The organism is Streptomyces sp. NPDC038280, assembly GCF_055600045.1.
The window spans coordinates 61,948-80,787 of sequence record NZ_JBVJYZ010000024.1; the positions used below are offsets into that span (position 1 = coordinate 61,948).

14 protein-coding genes and 3 pseudogenes are annotated in these 18,840 nt (G+C 68.1%); 12 read left to right on the forward strand and 5 right to left on the reverse strand.

The window, feature by feature from the left end:
- Positions 1–52: 52 nt before the first annotated feature.
- The 7 genes and pseudogenes from ACZ7J0_RS31445 to ACZ7J0_RS31475 all read left to right on the forward strand — a co-directional run bounded on the left by ACZ7J0_RS31445 (position 53) and on the right by ACZ7J0_RS31475 (position 9,265).
- Positions 53–6,160 carry an RHS repeat domain-containing protein gene (locus ACZ7J0_RS31445; protein WP_470893099.1) on the forward strand — a complete coding sequence of 2,036 codons (6,108 nt, stop codon included), beginning with the start codon at positions 53–55 and terminating at the stop codon, positions 6,158–6,160.
- Between the two features lie 210 nt (positions 6,161–6,370).
- The gene (locus ACZ7J0_RS31450; protein WP_470893101.1) at positions 6,371–6,748 is read left to right on the forward strand and encodes a hypothetical protein; all 378 of its coding nucleotides are present in this window, start codon (positions 6,371–6,373) and stop codon (positions 6,746–6,748) included.
- 313 nt (positions 6,749–7,061) lie between these two features.
- Positions 7,062–7,283: a hypothetical protein gene (locus tag ACZ7J0_RS31455; RefSeq protein WP_470893103.1), complete on the forward strand. Its 222-nt coding sequence runs from the start codon at positions 7,062–7,064 to the stop codon at positions 7,281–7,283.
- 111 nt (positions 7,284–7,394) lie between these two features.
- A pseudogene (locus ACZ7J0_RS31460) lies at positions 7,395–7,565 on the forward strand (integrase core domain-containing protein); the annotation flags it as partial.
- Positions 7,553–8,095 carry a GNAT family N-acetyltransferase gene (locus ACZ7J0_RS31465; RefSeq protein WP_470893105.1) on the forward strand — a complete coding sequence of 181 codons (543 nt, stop codon included), beginning with the start codon at positions 7,553–7,555 and terminating at the stop codon, positions 8,093–8,095. The pseudogene ACZ7J0_RS31460 and the gene ACZ7J0_RS31465, both read left to right, overlap by 13 nt.
- Positions 8,096–8,823: 728 nt before the next feature.
- Positions 8,824–8,997 (forward strand): Sua5 family C-terminal domain-containing protein, encoded by a 174-nt coding sequence (locus ACZ7J0_RS31470; protein WP_470893153.1) that lies wholly within the window; start codon positions 8,824–8,826, stop codon positions 8,995–8,997.
- A gap of 145 nt (positions 8,998–9,142) precedes the next feature.
- Complete coding sequence (locus ACZ7J0_RS31475; RefSeq protein WP_470893107.1) at positions 9,143–9,265, forward strand: hypothetical protein; 123 nt, start codon at positions 9,143–9,145, stop codon at positions 9,263–9,265.
- A 233-nt stretch (positions 9,266–9,498) separates the two neighbouring features.
- Here ACZ7J0_RS31475 and arr read toward each other — a convergent pair whose 3' ends face one another.
- A complete protein-coding gene (gene arr / locus ACZ7J0_RS31480) occupies positions 9,499–9,927 on the reverse strand; it encodes an NAD(+)--rifampin ADP-ribosyltransferase (RefSeq protein WP_470893109.1) in 429 nt (142 codons plus the stop codon).
- A gap of 28 nt (positions 9,928–9,955) precedes the next feature.
- The gene (locus ACZ7J0_RS31485) at positions 9,956–10,231 is read right to left on the reverse strand and encodes a hypothetical protein (RefSeq protein WP_470893111.1); all 276 of its coding nucleotides are present in this window, start codon (positions 10,229–10,231) and stop codon (positions 9,956–9,958) included.
- Between the two features lie 331 nt (positions 10,232–10,562).
- Between ACZ7J0_RS31485 and ACZ7J0_RS31490 the strand changes: the two genes are divergently transcribed.
- The gene (locus ACZ7J0_RS31490) at positions 10,563–11,213 is read left to right on the forward strand and encodes a hypothetical protein (RefSeq protein WP_470893113.1); all 651 of its coding nucleotides are present in this window, start codon (positions 10,563–10,565) and stop codon (positions 11,211–11,213) included.
- A gap of 216 nt (positions 11,214–11,429) precedes the next feature.
- A pseudogene (locus tag ACZ7J0_RS31495) lies at positions 11,430–11,537 on the forward strand (IS481 family transposase); the annotation flags it as partial.
- Between the two features lie 68 nt (positions 11,538–11,605).
- Here ACZ7J0_RS31495 and ACZ7J0_RS31500 read toward each other — a convergent pair.
- Positions 11,606–12,241 carry a TIGR03086 family metal-binding protein gene (locus ACZ7J0_RS31500; protein ID WP_470893115.1) on the reverse strand — a complete coding sequence of 212 codons (636 nt, stop codon included), beginning with the start codon at positions 12,239–12,241 and terminating at the stop codon, positions 11,606–11,608.
- Positions 12,242–12,339: 98 nt separating this feature from the next.
- Here ACZ7J0_RS31500 and ACZ7J0_RS31505 point away from each other — a divergent pair, with 98 nt between their 5' ends.
- Positions 12,340–13,311: a helix-turn-helix transcriptional regulator gene (locus ACZ7J0_RS31505; protein WP_470893117.1), complete on the forward strand. Its 972-nt coding sequence runs from the start codon at positions 12,340–12,342 to the stop codon at positions 13,309–13,311.
- Between the two features lie 234 nt (positions 13,312–13,545).
- On the opposite strand, the gene ACZ7J0_RS31510 is transcribed toward ACZ7J0_RS31505, so the two are convergent.
- Positions 13,546–14,598, reverse strand: coding sequence for a YncE family protein (locus ACZ7J0_RS31510; RefSeq protein ID WP_470893119.1), 1,053 nt, complete (start codon positions 14,596–14,598; stop codon positions 13,546–13,548).
- Positions 14,599–14,740: 142 nt separating this feature from the next.
- Here ACZ7J0_RS31510 and ACZ7J0_RS31515 point away from each other — a divergent pair, with 142 nt between their 5' ends.
- Together ACZ7J0_RS31515 and ACZ7J0_RS31520 are read left to right on the forward strand one after the other, a co-directional pair.
- Positions 14,741–15,664 carry a LysR family transcriptional regulator gene (locus ACZ7J0_RS31515; protein WP_470893121.1) on the forward strand — a complete coding sequence of 308 codons (924 nt, stop codon included), beginning with the start codon at positions 14,741–14,743 and terminating at the stop codon, positions 15,662–15,664.
- Positions 15,665–16,089: 425 nt separating this feature from the next.
- A pseudogene (locus ACZ7J0_RS31520) lies at positions 16,090–16,206 on the forward strand (toxin Doc); the annotation flags it as partial.
- A gap of 64 nt (positions 16,207–16,270) precedes the next feature.
- Here the strand turns inward: ACZ7J0_RS31520 and ACZ7J0_RS31525 are convergent.
- A complete protein-coding gene (locus ACZ7J0_RS31525; protein ID WP_470893123.1) occupies positions 16,271–18,808 on the reverse strand; it encodes an ATP-binding protein in 2,538 nt (845 codons plus the stop codon).
- Positions 18,809–18,840: the final 32 nt, after the last annotated feature.

The following is an 18,840-nucleotide window of genomic DNA, read 5'->3' on the forward strand; positions in this document are numbered from 1 at the left end:
CTCGAAGAAGGCAACGAACAGGCTGGCGAAGGCTGCCGCGGAGCGCCTGCGCGTGAGCGTGAAGGACCGCAAGTCCGCCCAGAAGGCAGGCATCAAGGGCCTGCTGATGTCGGTCCAGGACGTGGACACTCGGACCGCGGCAGGCCCCGTGCAGGTCGAGGTGGACTACAGCAGCATCCGTGACGCCTACGGCGCCGGCTGGTCCTCCCGCCTCCAGCTGGTCACCCTGCCGGCCTGCGCACTGACCACCCCGAGCAAGCCCGCCTGCCGCAAGACCACCCCGCTGGCAACGAAGAACAACAGCAAGACCCGCACCCTCACCGCCACCATTCCCACGTCGACGGCGAGCCCCGAGAAGACGTCCAGCACCTCGAGGATGGCCGCAACCACCAGCGGCGCGACGGTCCTGGCGGCCACCGCCGGCACCAGCGGCGACGAGGGATCGTTCAAGGCGACCTCACTTGCCCCTTCCGGCTCCTGGTCCGCCGGCGGGAACTCCGGCGGCTTCGGCTGGAGCGTGCCCATCGACGTACCCCCGGCTCCGGGCGGCCTGTCCCCGAAGGTGCAGCTGTCGTACAACTCCTCCTCCGTCGACGGCCGCACCTCCTCGACGAACAACCAGCCCTCGTGGATCGGTGAGGGCTGGGAGTACTCGCCCGGCTTCATCGAACGCCGCTACGCGCCCTGCGAGAACGACAAGCAGGGCGGCAACAACACCGTCAAGACCGGTGACCTGTGCTGGAAGTCGGAAAACGCCACCCTCTCCCTCAACGGCTCCTCCAACGAACTCATCTGGGACGCGGCCAAGAGCACCTGGAAGCTGGAGAGCGACGACGGCTCGCGCGTAGAGCGCATCTACGACACCCCCGCCAACAACGCCGGCGACACGGATGCGAACAACTCGGGCGATGAGGACCACGAGTACTGGAAGGTGACCACCCTCGACGGCACCGAGTACTGGTTCGGCAAGAACCGCCTGCCCGGCTGGTCCAGCGGCAAGAGCGAGACGAACTCCGTCTACACCGCACCCGTCTACGGCAACCACTCCGGTGAGCAGGGTCACGCCAGCGACTACGCCTCCTCCGCCGAACAGCAGGGCTGGCGCTGGAACCTCGACTACGTGGTCGATCCGCACGGCAACGCGATGGCCCTGTACTACGCCAAGGGAGTGGGCTATTACGCGCAGAACAACAAGACCGACGCGCCCACGTCCTACACGCGCGGCGGCTACCTGAGCCGGATCGACTACGGCCTGCGCGACGGCGCCGTGTACTCCACCACCAACCCGGCCGGCCGGGTCACCTTCGGCGTGTCCGACCGGTGCCTGTCGGACTGCACCTTCGACGAAGCCCACGCCACGAGCTGGCCCGACACCCCGGTCGACCTGATCTGCACCTCCGGCAGCCAGTGCCTGCATTCCTCGCCGTCGTTCTGGGATCGCAAGCGCCTGACCAGCATCAACACCTACTCCCTGGTCGGCACCGCGCTGCAGCCGGTCGACACCTGGACGCTCACCCAGTCCTTCCCGGCCACCGGAGACACCTCCACCCCCTCACTGTGGCTGGACTCCATCAAGCGCACCGGCAAAGCCGGAGCCCTCGGCGACATTGCCCTGCCCGCCACCGTCTTCAGCGGCGAAATGATGGCCAACCGCGTGGACTCGGCAGAGGGCCGCCCGCCGCTGTACAAGAAGCGCATCACCAAGATCACCAACGAGACCGGCGGCCAGACCCTGGTCACCTACACCCCGGCCGAATGCACCGCCGGCACGCTCCCGGCCGCCGACACGAACACCAAGCGCTGCTACCCCTCTTGGTGGACCCGCGACGGCGCGGTCGACCCGGTCAAGGACTGGTTCCACAAGTACCTCGTCACCAAGATCGTCGAAGACGACACGACCGCCGGGACCGGCTCCGAGTCCAAGACGACCACCTATGAATACGTCGGCGGCCCCAACTGGCGCCGCGACACCGGCGAGTTCACCCTGGACAAGCACCGCTCGTGGAACGTCTTCCGCGGATACGGCACCGTCCGCACCTACGTCGGCACGACCAACCGCGTGAAGACATCGAAGACCTACTTCCTCGGCATGGCCGGCGACACCCTCGCCGACGGCACCGCCCGTACCGTCGCGAAAATCAACGGCATCACCGACCGTGAAGACTTCGCCGGCCGCACAGCAGGCGACTGGACCTTCGACAAGGACGGCAGCAGCAAGGTCGTCGCCAAAACCCTCTACGTCCCCTGGGAATCGGCCGCGACCGCAACCCAGACCGTCAAGGGCATCACCGACCCCGACACGCCCACCACCCCCGCCCCCACCCTGCCGTCCAAAACCGCCCGCTACTCCGGGACCGTCACCGAGAACGACTACACACTCCTGGACGACGGCACATCCTGGCGCACGCTGAGCACCACCCGCGGCTACGACACCACCTACGGCCTGGTCACCAGCCAAGGCGACAACGGCGCCGGGAACGTCGAGGCGAAGTGCACCCGCACCGCCTACGTGACGCCCGACACCACCAACTGGCTGATCTCCTACCCCAGCGAGGTCACCACCAGCAGCCAGAGCGACTGCAAGGCCACGCCGGCGAACAGCGAGATCACGAGTAAGACCCGCACGTACTACGACAGCAAGGCCTCCGGCGCCGCACCCGCAGCCGGCAAGGCGCAGGTGACCAAGGTCGAACAGGCGTCCAAGTTCGGCGTCGACGGCACACCGGTGTGGGACATCACCGCGCAGAGCACCTACGACCAGTACGGCCGCGCCCTGACGAGCAAGGGCCAGGACGGACAGACCACCACCACCGCCTACACCCCCGCCACCGGCGCCCAGCCCACCACGATCACCGTCACCAATCCGAAGGGACACGTCGCCAGCAGCACATTGGACGGCATACGCGGCCTGACCTTGACCACCACGGACGCCAACAACCGCACCGCCACCAGCGAATACGACGCCCTCGGCCGCCTGACCAAGGGCTGGAGCGCGGGCCGCGCCACCACCGAACAGCCCAACGCCACCTTCACCTACAACCTCTCCTCGACGTCACCCTCCACCGTGACGGCAAAGAAGCTGTACGAGGACGGCACCTGGGGTACCTCGGTCACGATCTACGACTCGCTGCTGCGCAGCCGCCAGACCCAGACGGACGCGATCAGCACAGCGGGCCGCGTCATCTCCGACTCCTTCTACGACAGCCACGGCCGCGCCTACCGCACCAACGCACCGTTCTTCAACGGCGACGCCGTCTCCGGAACCATCCTGTCGGTCTTCGACAACCAGATCCCCAGCGCCACACTCAACGAGTACGACGGCCGTGGCCGCACCACCGCCTCCATCACTCTGTCGCTGAACGTGGAGAAGTGGCGCACCACCACCACCTACGGCGTCACCGACGGCACCACCGATGCCGTCACCTGGACCGCCGCCGTACCCCCGGCCGGCGGAACAGCCAGCCTCACCCTCGCCGACGTCCGCGGTCGGACCACAGAGCACCGCCAGTACAAGGACCGCACCCCGCTCATCGGCGACGCGGCCACCCAGTACGACAAGATTTCCCGCGCCTATGACCAGGCGGGCAGACTGGCGAAACTCACCGACGCCACCGGAATCAACGCCTGGACGTACGCCTACGACCTGCGCGGCCGGCAGACCTTCGCCACCGACCCGGACAAGGGCGAGAGCACCACCGTCTACGGCACTGACGGCCGCCCTCAGAGCGTCACCGACGCCCGCGGCAAGACGCTGGCCACGACCTACGACGAACTGGGCCGCAAGACCAGCCTGCGCATCGGCACCGTCACCGGCACCAAGCTCGCCGCATGGACCTACGACACCGCCCCCGGCGGCAAGGGACTTCCCGCCACCTCGGTCCGCTACGACTCCTCCATCACCGCGAACGCCGCCTACACCACCGCCGTCACCGGCTACGACACCGCAGGCCAGTCCACCGGCACCACCGTCACCATCCCCACGGTGACAGGCGAAGAGGAACTCGCAGGCACCTACTCCCTCGCCACCACCGCAACCGCCGTCAGCGGCCTGCCCAAGACCACCACCTTCAGCACCGGCAACACCAACGCCACCACAGCGCTCCCCACGGAAACCGTCACCAACCGCTACGGGGCCCAGGACCAGCTCGCCATCGTCGACGGCAACCTCTCCCAGGTCTACCTGCGCGGCGCCGGCTACACCCCCTTCGGTGAACTCGAGCAGGCGCAGCTCGGCAACCTCGGCAAGATCGTTTATCAAACCCTCACCTACGAGACCTCCACGCGCCGGCTGATGCGATCGGCTGTGGACCGCGACGTCGCCGGCCCCTCCAGGCTGTCGAACAGCTCCTACACCTACGACGACGCGGGCAACATCACCCGCATCCGGGACGACCAGAACGACGGCAGCATCGTCGACGACCAGTGCTACGCCTACGACTGGGCCCGCCGCATGACCGAGGCCTGGAGCACCGGCGACGCCTGCGCCACTAAGCCGGTCAACGGCTCCGGCACCCCCACCCTCGGCACTGTCGACCCGTACTGGACCAGCTGGGCCTTCACCAACACCGGCCAGCGCGCCACCGAAACGCTCCACAAGGCCGGCCCCATCACGGCCGACACCACCCGCACCTACACCTACCCGGCCCCCGGTACCGCCCAGGCCCACGCCGTACGCAGCGTCACCGCAACCGGCGGAGCAACCGGAAGCGACACCTACACCTACGACGAGGCAGGCAACCTCACCAAGAAGGACCCCGCCCAGAGCGCCGTCCAAGACCTGACCTGGAACGAAGAAGGCAAGCTCAAGACCTCCACCATCTCCGGTGCCGTCACCTCATTCCTGTACGACGCCGAAGGCACCCGCACCCTCAAGCGGGAACCCGCCACCACCACCCTGTACCTCCCCGGCGGACAGGAACTCGCCCTCACCAAGGCAACCAGCACGCTGGCCGGCACCCGCTACTACACGGTCCCCGGCGGCTCCGCCATCCGCACCAGCACCGACGGCAGAGTCCGCTTCCTCGTCGCCGACCACCACAACACCAACACCCTCTCCGTCAGCGCCACCACACTCGCCTTCAACCGCCGCAAAACCCTTCCCTACGGCGGACAGCGCGGAGCCACCCCTGCCTTCTGGCCCGGACAAAAGGGCTTCGTCGGCGGCGACATCGACACCACCACCAGCCTCACCCATATCGGCGCACGCGACTACGACCCCAGCCTCGGCCAGTTCATCAGCGCAGACCCGCTGCTGGAGATCGACAAGCCCCAAACGCTCAACGGCTACGGCTACGCCGCCAACAACCCCGTCACCTTCAGCGACCCCACCGGCCTCGGAATCGACGACGGAACCGGCCACACCGAACGCACTGACGGCAGGTCGGGCCAAGGCGACGGCAAGCCGCGGGGAGGCCCCATTTCCAGCCCGCCCGCCAAGGGCACCAATGGCGGCGGTAGCGGCGGTGGCGGTGGCGGCGGTGGCGGAAATGCAATGTGCTCAGGGCCCGGCGGTCCTGGAACTGTCGGAGGTATGGTGCCTTGCAGCCAAGTTCCCGCTCTGAAGGAAAACCTGAAGGACTTCGGCCCCAAGTACGTCCTTAGCTTTTGGTGGGAAGCAGCTACTCAGCCCTTCGTGGATGCAAAGGACTGCGCCGTCAACCATGAGCAGGATGCCTGCGCGTGGACGGCTCTGGCCCTCTTTACTATGGGCGAAGGCGCGGTAGCCAGGATTGGCGTTGGCGCTTCATCAACCGGCCGGGCGGCGATGGGTGCAGCAGAAGCCGCTTCAGGACCGCGGGCTCTGACAGCCGCACCCCCAGGTATCCCAGAAGTGCCTACGCTGTATGGGCCGTATCACCGGCTGGGCTCTCCCACCCAAACGAACCGTGTGGCAGAGCAAATATTCGAAGGCCAAGAGTTGTGGGGTACGTACTCGAGGTACGGAGGTGCCCCGATGGCCCAAGCGCACCAAGGTCCTCTGCCTCTTGACGCGATATCTGGGAGTCTTGAATTTTACACTCCTATCGCTCCCAAGCCGGTTAACGTTGCGCGAAATCCTATCGCGACGTGGGAGGACGGCATGCCCGGCGTAACTCCTTTCCGGCTTGATGGGACGGATTGGGCCAAAATACCGATCGTTGTAACTGAGGTGAGAAAGTAGAATTCTTACTCGGTACCGGAGCGCCGGAGCGCCGGAGCGGCACGTGGTATCTGATCACGTGCCGCTCAGATCCTCTCCCTTTCCGGCCTTGAATTTTGGGATCTCACTGAAGTGGTAGCCCCATTCGGACGGCCTCATGGTCTAGTTTATTCGTACCGAGGCGTATAATGCCCATAAGATAGGATCCGCCTAAGCGATTAAGGTGTCAGTATGACATTTACTGCCGTACCGGAGCCGAATCCGGAATGGGAGCCCGCTCCCGAGTATCAGGGAGGGAAAAAGAACCCGGCCCTCCAGATGAGCTCCTGGGAATATGCGACGAGAGATTTTCGGGTGATTGGCCGCCTGAAGCCCCAGCTGCCTGAATTGGCCAACCGACTGAAGCTGCGAATCGAAGAAAGCTGGGAGGATCTGGGGTACGTCGAAGTGGTGATGTTTGCAGTCGGTGGAACGGACTTCGCGCTAAGCAGTTTTGTCGGCGGCGCCCCGGAGACTTTCATTTGGACTCGGCGCATTGGAACGGACGACCAAGCCTTGCGACTTTTGCTGGAATCTCTCGGATTGGGATACGAATCGCTCGTCCAGTGATCGTCGCCAGGTCGCCCGCCATCTCATCAGGCGCCTCAACTGCGACGGACGGGGCGCGCGAGTGCAGAGCCACCCGCTCAACCAGGCCCAGGAGCCGCAGCCGCTGCACCGGGTGGTACGTCACCGGCAGGAGCAACGGCTAGGCCCACAAGACGCGCTGGAACAAGGAGATCACCGCCGGTCGTGCCGAGTTCGCGGCGGCCGAGCACAAGGTGCGTGCACAGTTCGGCGCCGCGTCGGTCGCCGTCACCAGCACGCCGGTCCGGACACCGCGTGGGCCCCTGTGGCGCACGGCGGCGCTCTCGTCGCGTGCGTGGCGGTGAACAAGACCGCCATCGACGTGGGACCTTGCCGGAACAGCGAATTGGCCACCAGCGGCTGGACGGGGACGACCGGTATTCGCAGGGCCGCGTACACCCAGAGCATGCTGGTGATGACCGTCCTGAACGTCCCCGCCAGCCCCGGACAAATGTCCGTCGCCGCCAAGACGTCATGGCCTTACGAATTCGACGGGACGCGGTACACCGGCAGCTGAGCACGACCGACAACAGCCGCACCCATGACGCGATGCGACGCCCACCCGCAGGGTTCGGCCGCAGACGCTGCACGAACATCTCGGCAGGCGGGAGTAGCGGATCCTGGTTGGCGATCAAGCCGGACCGTGCTCGAGGAATGGGCCTACCAGCGGCCCTACACCTCAGATCACCAGCGCCAGGAAGCATTCACGGACTGGATCGACTGGTACAACTACCACCGACCCCGCAGCGGCATCCAGTGGGGTGCCGCAGGACCGATGGTGGCTGCATGCATGACGTGAAGCTGTCGGATGGGGTTGTAGTTCTGTCGCCTCTGCGCCTGGATGACGTGGACGCGCACCTGGCGGGCGAGGACGAGCTGCTCGTGCGGTGGCTCAGTGGGGAACCGGCGACCCGGGCCGGTACCGAGGTGTACTTCCGCCACTGCATCGAGCAATGGGCCACCCATGGACCGTTGCATGCGTTCGGGATCCGTGTGGGCGCCCAGTCAACTCTGGCGGGCTACATCGATCTGCGATTCGAGATGGCAGGTTTGGCGCCTGGGCAAGTCAACATCTCCTACGTGCTCTACCCGGCCTGGCGAGGTCAGGGGCTGGTGACGCGCGCTGTCCGCCTGATCTGCCGGTACGCCGCAGCCGAAGGAGCGACTCAAGGAGTAATCCGGGTGGATCCGGAGAACCCCCGGTCGGCAGCGGTCGCGCGACGGTCAGGATTCACCTACGACAAGCAGCTTGCGGACACGGATGGCAACCGCACCGACTGCTACCTCCTCAGCCTGTCTGGCGGAGTCGAGTTGCCGATCATGCGATGACTCCCTGTCCGGGTCGTTGAAGTGGTCGTGGGGCGGGGAGATCTGACAGAGGCGAGTGGGAGCGGCTGCCGCCGGTCCTGCCGGTCAGCGACCGGCGTTGTGGCAGGTGGCGGGACCTCCGGCAGGTGCGGGATTCTGCCCCCGGTGCGAACCGGGGTTCAGTTGCGTGACCTGCCCGAACGATTCGCGCCCTGGATCGAGCAGCCTCTCGCCCCATGCTCCGACCGGTGCGGCCAGTACGGTCAGCTCCTGGTGCTTCACGCCAGTGTGGGCCAGGGCGTAGTCGACGAAAGCCTCACCCGGCTCGCAGCACAAGTTGAGGTCGGCGGACTGGCCGCGCTCGACATTCCCCGCACTGAATGGGAGCGGAACTGCTGCGCGCTCTGGACCGGGCCGTGCACTTCACACCGCTGTAGGCGGTAGGACCACAGGCCCGATCGGGTCGCGGTGAGCGGTGCTACGCCGAGCCGCAGGCCGGCATCGTTCATGCGGGACGATCACCGCGCAGGGGGAGTCGTGGGAGTTTCGGGGGCCCCACGAGCACCGGGCCTCGAAGACGATCAGACCCGCCAGAGGCCGGGTCTGTGGGGGCCGCGAGGCGCAGAGAAAGTCGTCGCCGAAGCGGAGGCCGCGCAGGAACTGGGGCACCATGTGGGCGTTTTCCTTCCCCCTCCCCTCGCCGGCACCCCGGTGAGGGCGCGCATGCCGTGGTGTCAGTCCGCGGTTCGATGGCCGCCTACGCGCGCGGGCTGTACGGGTTCCTGCGCGAGCTCGACCAGCGGGGGTGCGACCTCATCGTCGCGTCCTTGCCGGTGGAGGAGGGGCTGGGACCGGCGATTGCCAACCGGCTCCGCTGCGCCGCGGGGGCCCGGCCTTCGGTGCCCAGGCCGGGATCGTCCTGACCGCGCCGCAGGACAAGGTGCGGCTGCTGTTCATCGAGGTCGACAACTGCCGCGAGACTGCGGAGGAGCTCGCCGACAAGCTGGAGAAGTACGCCCGTTTCTTCAAGAAGACGATGCAGGACACCGACGGCAAGATGCGCCCGATGTGGCGCACCGCTGGAGGGCTCCGGCCACCTGGTCCGGCGATGCGGTGCACCCGCCCGTCCTGCTGGTGTTCAACCGCATCGGCGAGCGCAACTGGGACCGCACCGTCCCGCGCCTGGCATAACTCACCCGCTGCGGTCCACGGTGACTCCAGTACGGTCCGGTCGTCATCGAGGGCCAGGAGCAGGAAGCCCGGCCAGCCGTACCGGTCCACGTCCGCGCGGTCGATGCCTTGCAGGCTGGGCTATCGCCAGCAGCGCGGTCTGCTCGCGGGTGACCCCCTCGCGCGTCCAGCGAGTGGCCTTCTCCTTGCGGTGGGCCATCGCTCCGTACCCGAGGGCCTGGTGACGACTGTCGTTAGTCCAGGATCGTGGCGATACCGCGGCGTAGAAGGTCGGCCAGCCCGTCCTGCATAGCCTTGATCTGCTCGGGGGAATGACCGACCCAGCCTTTGAGCTCCGAGATGATGCGCACAGGATCGCTGGTGCGATAGGAGCGGGTCGGGTTGCCGGGGAACTTCTTGTCGGTGACGTTGGGATCGTCTTCCAGAACGCCGGTCGGCTCCACTATGTAGATCCGCCCCGGTCCGTCGCCGGCCGCGAGCTCGGCGCCCCAGACGGCGGCATCCAGGGTCTCGGAAAAGTAGACGTTGCGGGACACGCGTCCTTGCTCATAGTTGGATGTGTAGCCGGGAACCAGTAGATCCCCCGGAGCGAGGTCCGCTTTCGTGCCGTGCAGGTACGTTCCTGCCTCGTACACCTGGAAGGGAACAGGGGCGCTGGTCATTGGCTACTCCTTCGGCCTGGGCGCTGGGTCAACAGACAACCACAAGAGCCGCCTCCCGCGCGGCCAGGTTCGCCGTCCTCGCCGCCCGCCGCCCCTGCATGTACTGCTCCCGCTGGTGCACCGGGCGCGCCGGCACGTGGGGTGCGCCGGGCAAGGGCGGCGCACAGGCCGACATCGTGCTCACCGCCCCGCAGGACGGGATCCCGCTGTTGTGCTCGGACCGGCCCGCCCTCACGATCGCGGCTGCCGGCACCTGCCCGAACTCCAGGAGTCCATCGGCGAGCCCTTCCTGCGGGTCCTCCACACGTTGATTGCGCTTCAGCGCAGCGCGCCGGTGTCGACTCAGGAGGCCGCTAAAGCCGAGGTACACCTCGCCGACATCGCACAGGCACTCCCGGGCCTGCACAAGGGTTTTCTGGGACGGCTCCCCGAAATCCTGCGGCTGGAGCCGAGTACACGAACCAGGTCCAACGCATCGTCATGGCCCGCAACCTGCCGTAGGAGCCTGACCCCGCCGGACGCGAAGTCTCCCGGTCCAACGGCCAGGGGACCTCGCGTTTTCCGATCGCCGGCGCACCCCCTAGGCTGTGCGCCGGTCGGCTCCAGGCACGGGGTCCCAGGGGGCGGGGAACAGGATGTCCGTAGAACGTCACATAGCCGGGACGCTCCAGCAGATCGCCCGTCAGCAGACCATCGTCGAGATCGCCCCCCAGGGCTCCACGCCGAAGGCGGCCGCCCTGGCGCACGTGGCGGAACAGTACGGTTACTCGTACGGCATGGCGTACAGGACCGGGTTCAAGAACTCGCTCGTCCAGGTCCGGATGTACCGGGACCCGCAGCCCGACGCGCGCGTCCGCGAGGCGGCCACCATCACCGCCCATCCGCAGGCGGGCAACGGCGGGACGGTGCCGGGGCTGGAGCAGGGCTCGCTGAAGCCGCTCCCCGAAGCGGCCGGTGCCGTGGCCGTGCTGAAGGACCTCATCACCTTCGACGTCATGGCCCTGTACGTCGCCGACCGGAGCCAGAAGGTGAAGGGCTACCTCGCCTGCGCGGTCCTGACCGTTCTCCTGCTCATCGACAGGCCGCCGGTCGAAGCGGTCGCGTCCGGCGGAGCGGTCGCGCTGCTCTTCACCGCGGCGTTCAAGGTGGGCGCGATCCGCCGCAGGAAGATCGCACAGCGGCTGACGGCCGCCGGGTTTCTCGCGGTGCGCGACGAACAGGGCAGCCAGCGGTTCCTGCGCCCGGGGCAGCAGTTGCCCGGCCACACCAACCCGTTCGCCGCCTGAGGCCCTGGCCTGCGGCGCAGGCAGGACCGGGACACCGCTGGGCAGCTGCCGCAGCGCCCCAGGCGGAAGCCTTCGCCCAGTCCCCGACGGCCTGCGTGATGGCCGCTCTCGCCTCCTTGGTGGCCAGAGCGGCGAGGGCGAACCTGCTGACGGCCAGATAGGCGCGTAAGAAGGCGGCGAGCGTCTCGGATTCGACGGCTGCGGTAGGTTCGTCCAGCCCTGGCAGACTTCCCACACACCTACAACCACCACCGCTGCCACACCGCACTCGACGGCAAGCCACCAATCAGCCGAGTCAACAACCCTGAGGGTCAATACACCTAGCAGCCCCTTCCGGCTGACTGTGTTTCCACCCGACCCAGAAGGCCGCCCCCCCCTCGCACCGGTTGCCCTCAGGGTCGGCGTCCGGCCCAGGCCACCAGCCGGTCGATGGCCGGGGCCTCGGGGTCCACGGCCACCACCTCTGCGAAGGGGATCCGCCCGCCGCGGGTTTCGGCCGGCAGCGCGCGGCGTACGACGCCGATCACACGCTCGATGAGGGCCGGGTCCCAGTCCGGGTCCTGTCCGGTCGCCCTGGCCAGGTCCCAGGTGTGCACCGTGAGTTCGTGGGTGTAGACGGCCGCGGCGGCCGCGCCCGGCAGCACGCCCATCGGCAGGCGCAGCTGCCGGCCAAGGACGCCCGGATCCGCCCATACCTCGGCGACCTCACGGGCACCCGGCACCCAGGCCGCCGCCCATGCGCCGTCGGCGATCTCGTCGGCGAAAGACGGGACGCTGAACGGATCCTCGCCACGCCCGATCACCGAGATCCGGCGCACGACAGCGACGAGGTGGCTCGACAACCGCCGTACATCGAACTCCTCGCAGGGAGTCTGGGCGTCGTACTGCTCGGGCCGGACAGCGGCCAGCGTACGGCCCGCCAGCTCGACGGCCGCGGCGAGGTCGCTCCGCGGATCGAACGAGAAGGGGGCGGCGACGGCACCGGTGGAGTCCGACGGGGTCTCGATGAGCTGCTCGGTCTTGTTCATGGGTTCATCCTGTAACCAAAAGTGGCCACCCTCTGGCCAGTTTTCCGAAGAGAATGAAAGGCGACGACGCGGCACCCCCGAAGGAGGAAGAAGGGCACATGAGAGCCGACCGGCTGGTGGCGACCCTGCTCTTCCTCCAAGAACGCGGCCGCACCACCGTCCCCGAAGTGGCCGCCGAACTGGAGGTGTCCGAGCGCACCGCGCGCCGGGATCTGGAGGCCTTGGCCGCGTCCGGCATCCCCGTCTACTCGCAGCGCGGCCGCGGCGGCGGCTGGTCCCTCGTCGGCGGGGCCCGTACCAACCTCACCGGGCTGACCGCCGACGAGATCCGGGCGCTCTTCCTCGTCACCGGCCCCCTGTCGGCCACCCCCGAGCTGCGCACCACCCTGCGCAAACTGGTCCGGGCCCTGCCACCGACCCTGCGGGCGCAGGCCCAAGCCGCGACCCGCGCGGGGGTCGTCGACGCCACGGACTGGTCCCGCAACGCCGTCACCGCCGACGCTGCCCACCGCTCCGTGCTTCAAGGCGCCGTCGTGGACGGGATCCGCGTCCGCCTCGGGTACGCGGGCGTCGGCAAACCAGCCGGCGAACGCACCGTCGACCCCCTCGGGCTGGTGGCCAAGGCGGGCGTGGACTACCTGGTCGCCGGTACGGACAAGGGCCTGCGCACCTTCCGGCTCAGCCGGGTCACCTCCGTCGAGCCGACCGGCGAACCGGTGGCCCGGCCGCCGGACTTCGACCTCGCCACGGCGTGGCGGACGCTGTCCGGAGCTTTCCAGGACGGCATGCACGCGGTGACCGCCCGGGCCCGCGTCCGCCCCGACACGCTGGCACTGCTGCAACGGTTCCTCGGCGGCCGCGTGCGCGTCGGCGGTCCGCTGCCCGACGGCTGGACCGAGGTATGGGTCGACGGCCCGGCCGCCAAGGCCCTGGCAGGGCATCTGGCCGGGCTGGGAGCGCGGGTCGAGGTGCTGGAGCCGCCGGAGGTACGGCAGTGGCTGGCTCGGATCGCCGCCGAACTCACTGGGATGTACGCGGGGGAGGAACCGCACGCACCGCACGGTCGGTAGCCGATGGTGAACCGCTTTCGGGATGCCCATCGTGCTCGAGCCCGTCGACCAGGGCCACGGGGCAGTCCCCGTCCGCGATGCGGCTGAAGCCGTCCGCGTTCACGAGCAGGTCGTCGAGGGCACGCCCGCCATGGGAGACATGAGCGCACCCGATCGCGGTGCTGGAAGGGACGACTGAAGCGGCGACCGTAGCGGCGACTGAATCACCCCCTGTCTGGTGTGCCCGGGCGGCGGTCAGGCCGGGCGCGGGAGGTATGCGAGGCCGTGCGCGCCGGGCTCGCCGAGCTTGGCGATGTCCAGCCGGGCCAGGCGCTCCAGCGTTTCCAGGTCGATGATGTCGACGGTGGACGAGACGACGCAGGCCACATAGGCCAGCCGGCCGTCGGGGGACGAGGTGATGGTCAGCGGGAACAGGCCGACCTCGAGGTCGCCCAGCTGCTTACGGGTGTCGGCGCAGAAAACCGTGAGGCGCCCCGGTGCGTGGCGCCCGAGTCGGGAGAACGCGTCGGGCGCCATGCGCACTTCGCCCGCGAGCAGCCTGCCCGTCGAGGTGACGTGCACCGGCAGGACGATGTCCACCGTGGGCAAGGTGTCGACGACGGACGCTGTCCGGGCGTCGATGACCCGGATTCCGGTGGGCGGCCGTTCCTCGGCGGTGCCGGAGAAGTTGCCGTAGGGCGCGGCGACGAAGGCGTGCGTGCCGTCGGCGGAGACGGCGAGGCCCTCACTGCCCGGGACCTCGATCTTCGCGGTGAGCGTGCCCCGTTCGAGATCGACGACCGAGACGAACGGCGCTTCCTTGTTGGTGGCGTAGCCCGTCCGCCCCGCCGGATCGATGGCGAACCAGTGCGGGCCGGGCGCTTCCGTGTCGATCCTGCCCAGGGGCCGGCGTGTCTCCGTGTCGATCACCACGACACCGCCGGTCCGGTCGTCCGTACTCTCCACACTGACGTAGAGGCGACCGCGCACCTGGTCCAGCGCCAGTCCGTGCGGCCCGTGTTCCGGGGCGATGTCGATGACCTCGACGATGCGGCGGGTGTCCGGGTCGATGACGGCCAGTTCGGTGCGCCGGCCGCCGTTCGCGTGGTAGTAGCCCGAGTGGTACGTCAGGGTGCACCACAGCAGTCGCTGCGTGGGGTCGAAACACAACTCGTGGGGCTCGGCCGGAACTTGCACATCGCCGAGGTGCCGGTCGGAGGCGGCGTCGAAGAACGAGACCGTCGGTCCGCTCTGACTGACGACGGCCAGGACGTCGCCTTCCCGGCCGGCACGGGGGGACTGCTGCACAGCGGCTCCTTGAAAGAGGTGAAGGGAACACCACGCGTCTTCGCGGGCATCTCCACTCTCCGCGCCGGATGATGCCGCGACAATGCAAAGATCGGCACGCAATCATTGACTCGGGCGTAAAAATGCAGTTCAGGAGGCATCGGTGGATCTCAACCTGCTGCGAGCCCTGGACGCCCTGCTCCAGGAGAACAGCGTGACCCGCGCGGCGGAGCGCCTGGGCACCTCGCCCGCGGCGGTCAGCCGTACCCTGGCCAGGCTCCGCCGTGCCGTCGGCGACCCGCTGCTGGTCCGGGCCGGCCAGGGGATGGTCCCGACCCCGCGCGCCGTGGAACTCCGCGAGGAGGTCGGCGCGTTGCTGCGCGGCTGCGACAACGTCCTGCGGCCCGGTCCCGGTTTCGATGCCGTGCATCTCCAGCGCACCTTCACGGTGCAGGCCGCCGACCTGCTGCTGGTGGGCCTGGCGGGGAGCCTGAGTGAGCGGATCCACGCGGAGGCCCCGCAGGTTGACGTCGTCTTCGTGCCGGAGGCGGTGGAGGGCGGCCCTGGGCTGCGGCAGGGCTGGGTGGACGTCGAACTGGGTGTCCTGGGACACCTGGACCCGGAGATCCGGACCCGGCAGCTCACGCGGATGCCGCTGGTCGGTATTGCCCGCAGCGGTCATCCCCTCTTCGACGGGCCGATCGACGCCCGCTGTTTCGCCGCGGCCGACCACATCGGCATCTCCCGGCTCGGCAAGCGCCTCGGGCCCATCGACAGCGCGCTCGCGGAACTGGGGCTGCGACGCCGGACCGCGGTCGTGGTGCCCAGCCATACGAGCGCGATGATGCTCGCCCGGGACACCGACCTCGTCGCGCTCAGCCTGGCCGACTGGCTCCCCGACACCGTCACCGCCATGGGACTGCGAACGTTTCCCATCCCTCTGGACCTGGCACCCCTGGACCTCGGGATGGCCTGGCACCCCCGCAACTCGACCGATCCGGGGCACCGCTGGTTCCGCGAGCACCTGGCCGCCGTCGTCCTGGCCCCCGCGGAATCGGGGGCGGCAGCCGCCCGCACTGCCAGCTGACCTCGTCTGCCCGACCGGTCACGACCAGAGCAACCGCGGCAGTCACCGCATGGACGCTGTGCTTTGTCCGCAGCGATGTGGGCGGGACGCCGGGAATCCGGTGCTCGGGCCGCTTCGCCGATGTGGCTGCGCCACCCAGGTTTCTGCTGGGCGGCGCAGGTGTTGGTCTGGGGGTTGCCGATGGCGCGGGCAATCCTCCACGGTGATTACGTCGTTGACGGCGAGGCTGACCTCGACGAGGACGGGCCGGACAGGGTGGGGCGCAACGACCGGGCGGGAAATCTGAACGACACACTCCTGGTGCTCGGGACGCTGGCGCGCCGGCTGCGCGCCGGGGGCCGAGCGGCTGGCTGCGCAAACTGCCCGACGGCCGGTTCACCACCCGCCGGCGCCGCCACTCGGAGCGGCACGGCATGGGCGTAGCCTCCGGCGAGGGCATCGACCCCCCGTATGGCGCGATGGTCGACCTGGTGCGCGACATCCAGGCCGGCAAGACATCCGTCTACCAGGCTGCCGACCGTATCCGCACCTGGCGCATCTGACCGTCATCGAGCCGAGGCTGTGCCACGTCACTTCAGAACGATCTTCAGGCCGTGGCAGGTCGCGTCAGGAGGGTGGCTGCCGGTTGGCGGCTTCTTCGATGAGTTGGCTCTGATGTCGTATGTCCATGGCTTGATCGTGGGTGAGGTCGTACCGGGAGAGGACGCCGATCTCGGCACGGGCTCCCTCGATGTCGCCTGTGCGTGCCAGGACTTCGGCACGCTGCGAACGCAACCCGATGATCACGTCCTGCAGGCTGTCTTCCTCGGCTGCGAGCAGCATGGTGTCGAGGATCTTCAGTGCCTCGCCCGGGTTGGTGAGGCGAAGTAAGTCTGCGATGTCCTGTGCGGAGTTGATGGCTGACCGCGTTGCGCCTGAGACGGCGTAGAGATTCTGCGCTCGCACGGCCCAGGGGCCGAAGTTCATGCGGTTGTGTTTGCGGCAGACGACAACAGCCAAGCCGAAGCAGTCGGCGAGCCGTTTGAAGTCGTCGGGAGTATCGGTGCTCAGGCACTTCGCGTGCAGCTCGGTGTTCGGGGCCAGGAGATCGTCGTCTTCAAGGCCGAGGTGCTCCATGTAGGCGATGGCGACTGCCAGGGCCACTCGTCCCGCTTCCTCGTACTGCTCGGCTGCACAGAGTGCGGTTGCGTAGGCGTAACGCAGGCTCCGGTCGTACCGGGACGGGACGGGGGTCTGCGCTTGGGCCTCGGCGTAGGCCCTGGTGATCTGCTCAAGGTCGCCCGACGCGCCGTAGAGGAGGAGCTGCCTGACAGCGAGAAGCATCCGCTCCCGCGGGCCGAAGTCTGGATGCCCGGTCCCGTGGAGCGCTGCCATGGCCTGCACGTGCTGCGCGACCGCGTTCAGATCGTCATCCCTATACGCCCACACGGAGAGCGCATTGTGAGCGTCGAACCGAAGAGCTGTGTCCGCGTCGTGTGCGTGCGCTGTGTCGGCGAGCACTGCACGCAGCTCGCGAGGATACCCGCGTTCGAAGAATCCCTCCTGCTCGGTGAGGGCAATCAGTTCGTCTATCCGCCCGGTTGAGCCCAGCAGGCGCATCCAGCGGGACAGCCGGTCAGGGCCCATGTGACCTTCGAGCAGCCGGCGCAAGGTGTGCAGCACCCGGTCCACTGTCTCCTCGCCGAACTCCTCCACCATCGAGGCAGCCAAGGGGCGCACGGCGTCGTGGAGCTTGAGGTGGCCGTCGGCGAACGGCTGTGTTAGACCGTGGTCGGCGAGTTCCCGAAGGGCACGTGCGTTCATGGGGACGCGCTCCAGACCGATCTCCGCGGCCAACTGCTGCAGCTCGTTGAGCGTCAACGGCACTTCGGCAAGGGCAAGGAGACCGGCGAGCGTCGCAGCTCTCTCGGTCAGACGTTCGAAGACTTGGTCCAGGATGAGGTCCTGTGCAGTGGACGTGAGGTGTGTCCGCTCTTCGAACGCATCACAGAAGGCCGCTGCGTCCGCGCCGTACTCGCTGCGGGTGAGGGCGGCCGCCTGGCGGATGTACAGGGGCAGGCCGCCAGCGAGTGTGCAAACGCGCTGCGCCGTGGGGTAGTCGGTACTGCAGCCTTCGGCAGCGAATGCCTCGGCGATGGTGTCGACGGTCCACCCGGGCAGCTCTTGTGCGGTGATTGCGAGGTGGGCCTCGAGGACTGTCTGGTCGGGCCAGGGCTGCGCCAGCAAGGTCAAGTGCACGGTAGGCAGCGCGTCGACCAGTATTCGGATACCGTCCGTGGGAAGCCGATGGGCGTTGTCGAGCACTACAGCGGCGATGGTCGACGTTTGCGTGAGCCGCAGGTGGACGGCTCGCAAGACTTCCACGCTCGACCCGTGGGGCAGTTCCCCTCCCACCGGGCTGCTCAGGTGCCGGGCTGCGAGTTCGCGGGCCAATGACTCGGCGACGGCCTCAGTCGACACGCCGTCTGCGACGTCGCAGTACGTAACGGACAGAGGGCATCGCCTAGCCGCATGTGCGGCCCAGGTGGTCTTCCCGGCACCGGAGTACCCCACCACCAGCCGCACCCGCTGTTCTCCGACCAGCTCCGGATCGTTCTTCTGCGGCCGGTACATATCGGGGACCTCAGGGAATGCCTGCAGCTCCTCGACGAACTGCTCAAACAACGAGGGCAGGTCAGCTGCAACGAACGCCTGACCGCGAGCCCCCGTGGCCGCGTACTGCACCCGGGCGGCCAGCTTCTCCACCAGGGTCTGCGGCTTCAGCGAAAGGAACGGCACTCGCTCAGCCTCTGTTGTGCACCACTGCAGCATGCCGTCCAGGTCCCCGGCTGGCGGAGGCAGCCACCTGTCCTGCTCTGCCGGTCCCCCGGGCCACAGCAACTGGACGCCGCCCGGCCAGCCCGCTGTCCGGGTTTTGGCCACCAGGGCGGGGCCCGGCTGAGCGTTGCTGACCACGACCAGTACGGGGCTGCCGCTGCGCCGACCTTCACCGTGCTCCGCGCGGATCTTCCTCTGGAACTGTTCGACCGCGTCGCGAATGTCGCTCCACACCAGGACGCCGCCTTGCCGGGTCTTGACCTGGAGATACAGCTGCCGGCCCGGGAGCACGACCTCGAGGTCCTCGTCCCGCTCCACCAACAGCATCTGGGCACCCGCATCTCGCAGCCTCAGCAGGC

What these genes read in the sequence shown, in the direction of transcription:
- ACZ7J0_RS31505 (WP_470893117.1), top strand. Translation starts at nt 12,340, where the DNA reads ATGAGAGCCGACCGGCTGGTGGCGACCCTGCTCTTCCTCCAAGAACGC.
- ACZ7J0_RS31490 (WP_470893113.1), top strand. Translation starts at nt 10,563, where the DNA reads ATGTCCGTAGAACGTCACATAGCCGGGACGCTCCAGCAGATCGCCCGT.
- ACZ7J0_RS31500 (WP_470893115.1), bottom strand. Translation starts at nt 12,241, where the DNA reads ATGAACAAGACCGAGCAGCTCATCGAGACCCCGTCGGACTCCACCGGT.
- ACZ7J0_RS31470 (WP_470893153.1), top strand. Translation starts at nt 8,824, where the DNA reads ATGGCCGCCTACGCGCGCGGGCTGTACGGGTTCCTGCGCGAGCTCGAC.
- ACZ7J0_RS31450 (WP_470893101.1), top strand. Translation starts at nt 6,371, where the DNA reads ATGACATTTACTGCCGTACCGGAGCCGAATCCGGAATGGGAGCCCGCT.
- ACZ7J0_RS31465 (WP_470893105.1), top strand. Translation starts at nt 7,553, where the DNA reads ATGCATGACGTGAAGCTGTCGGATGGGGTTGTAGTTCTGTCGCCTCTG.
- arr (WP_470893109.1), bottom strand. Translation starts at nt 9,927, where the DNA reads ATGACCAGCGCCCCTGTTCCCTTCCAGGTGTACGAGGCAGGAACGTAC.
- ACZ7J0_RS31525 (WP_470893123.1), bottom strand. Translation starts at nt 18,808, where the DNA reads ATGCTGTTGGTGGAGCGGGACGAGGACCTCGAGGTCGTGCTCCCGGGC.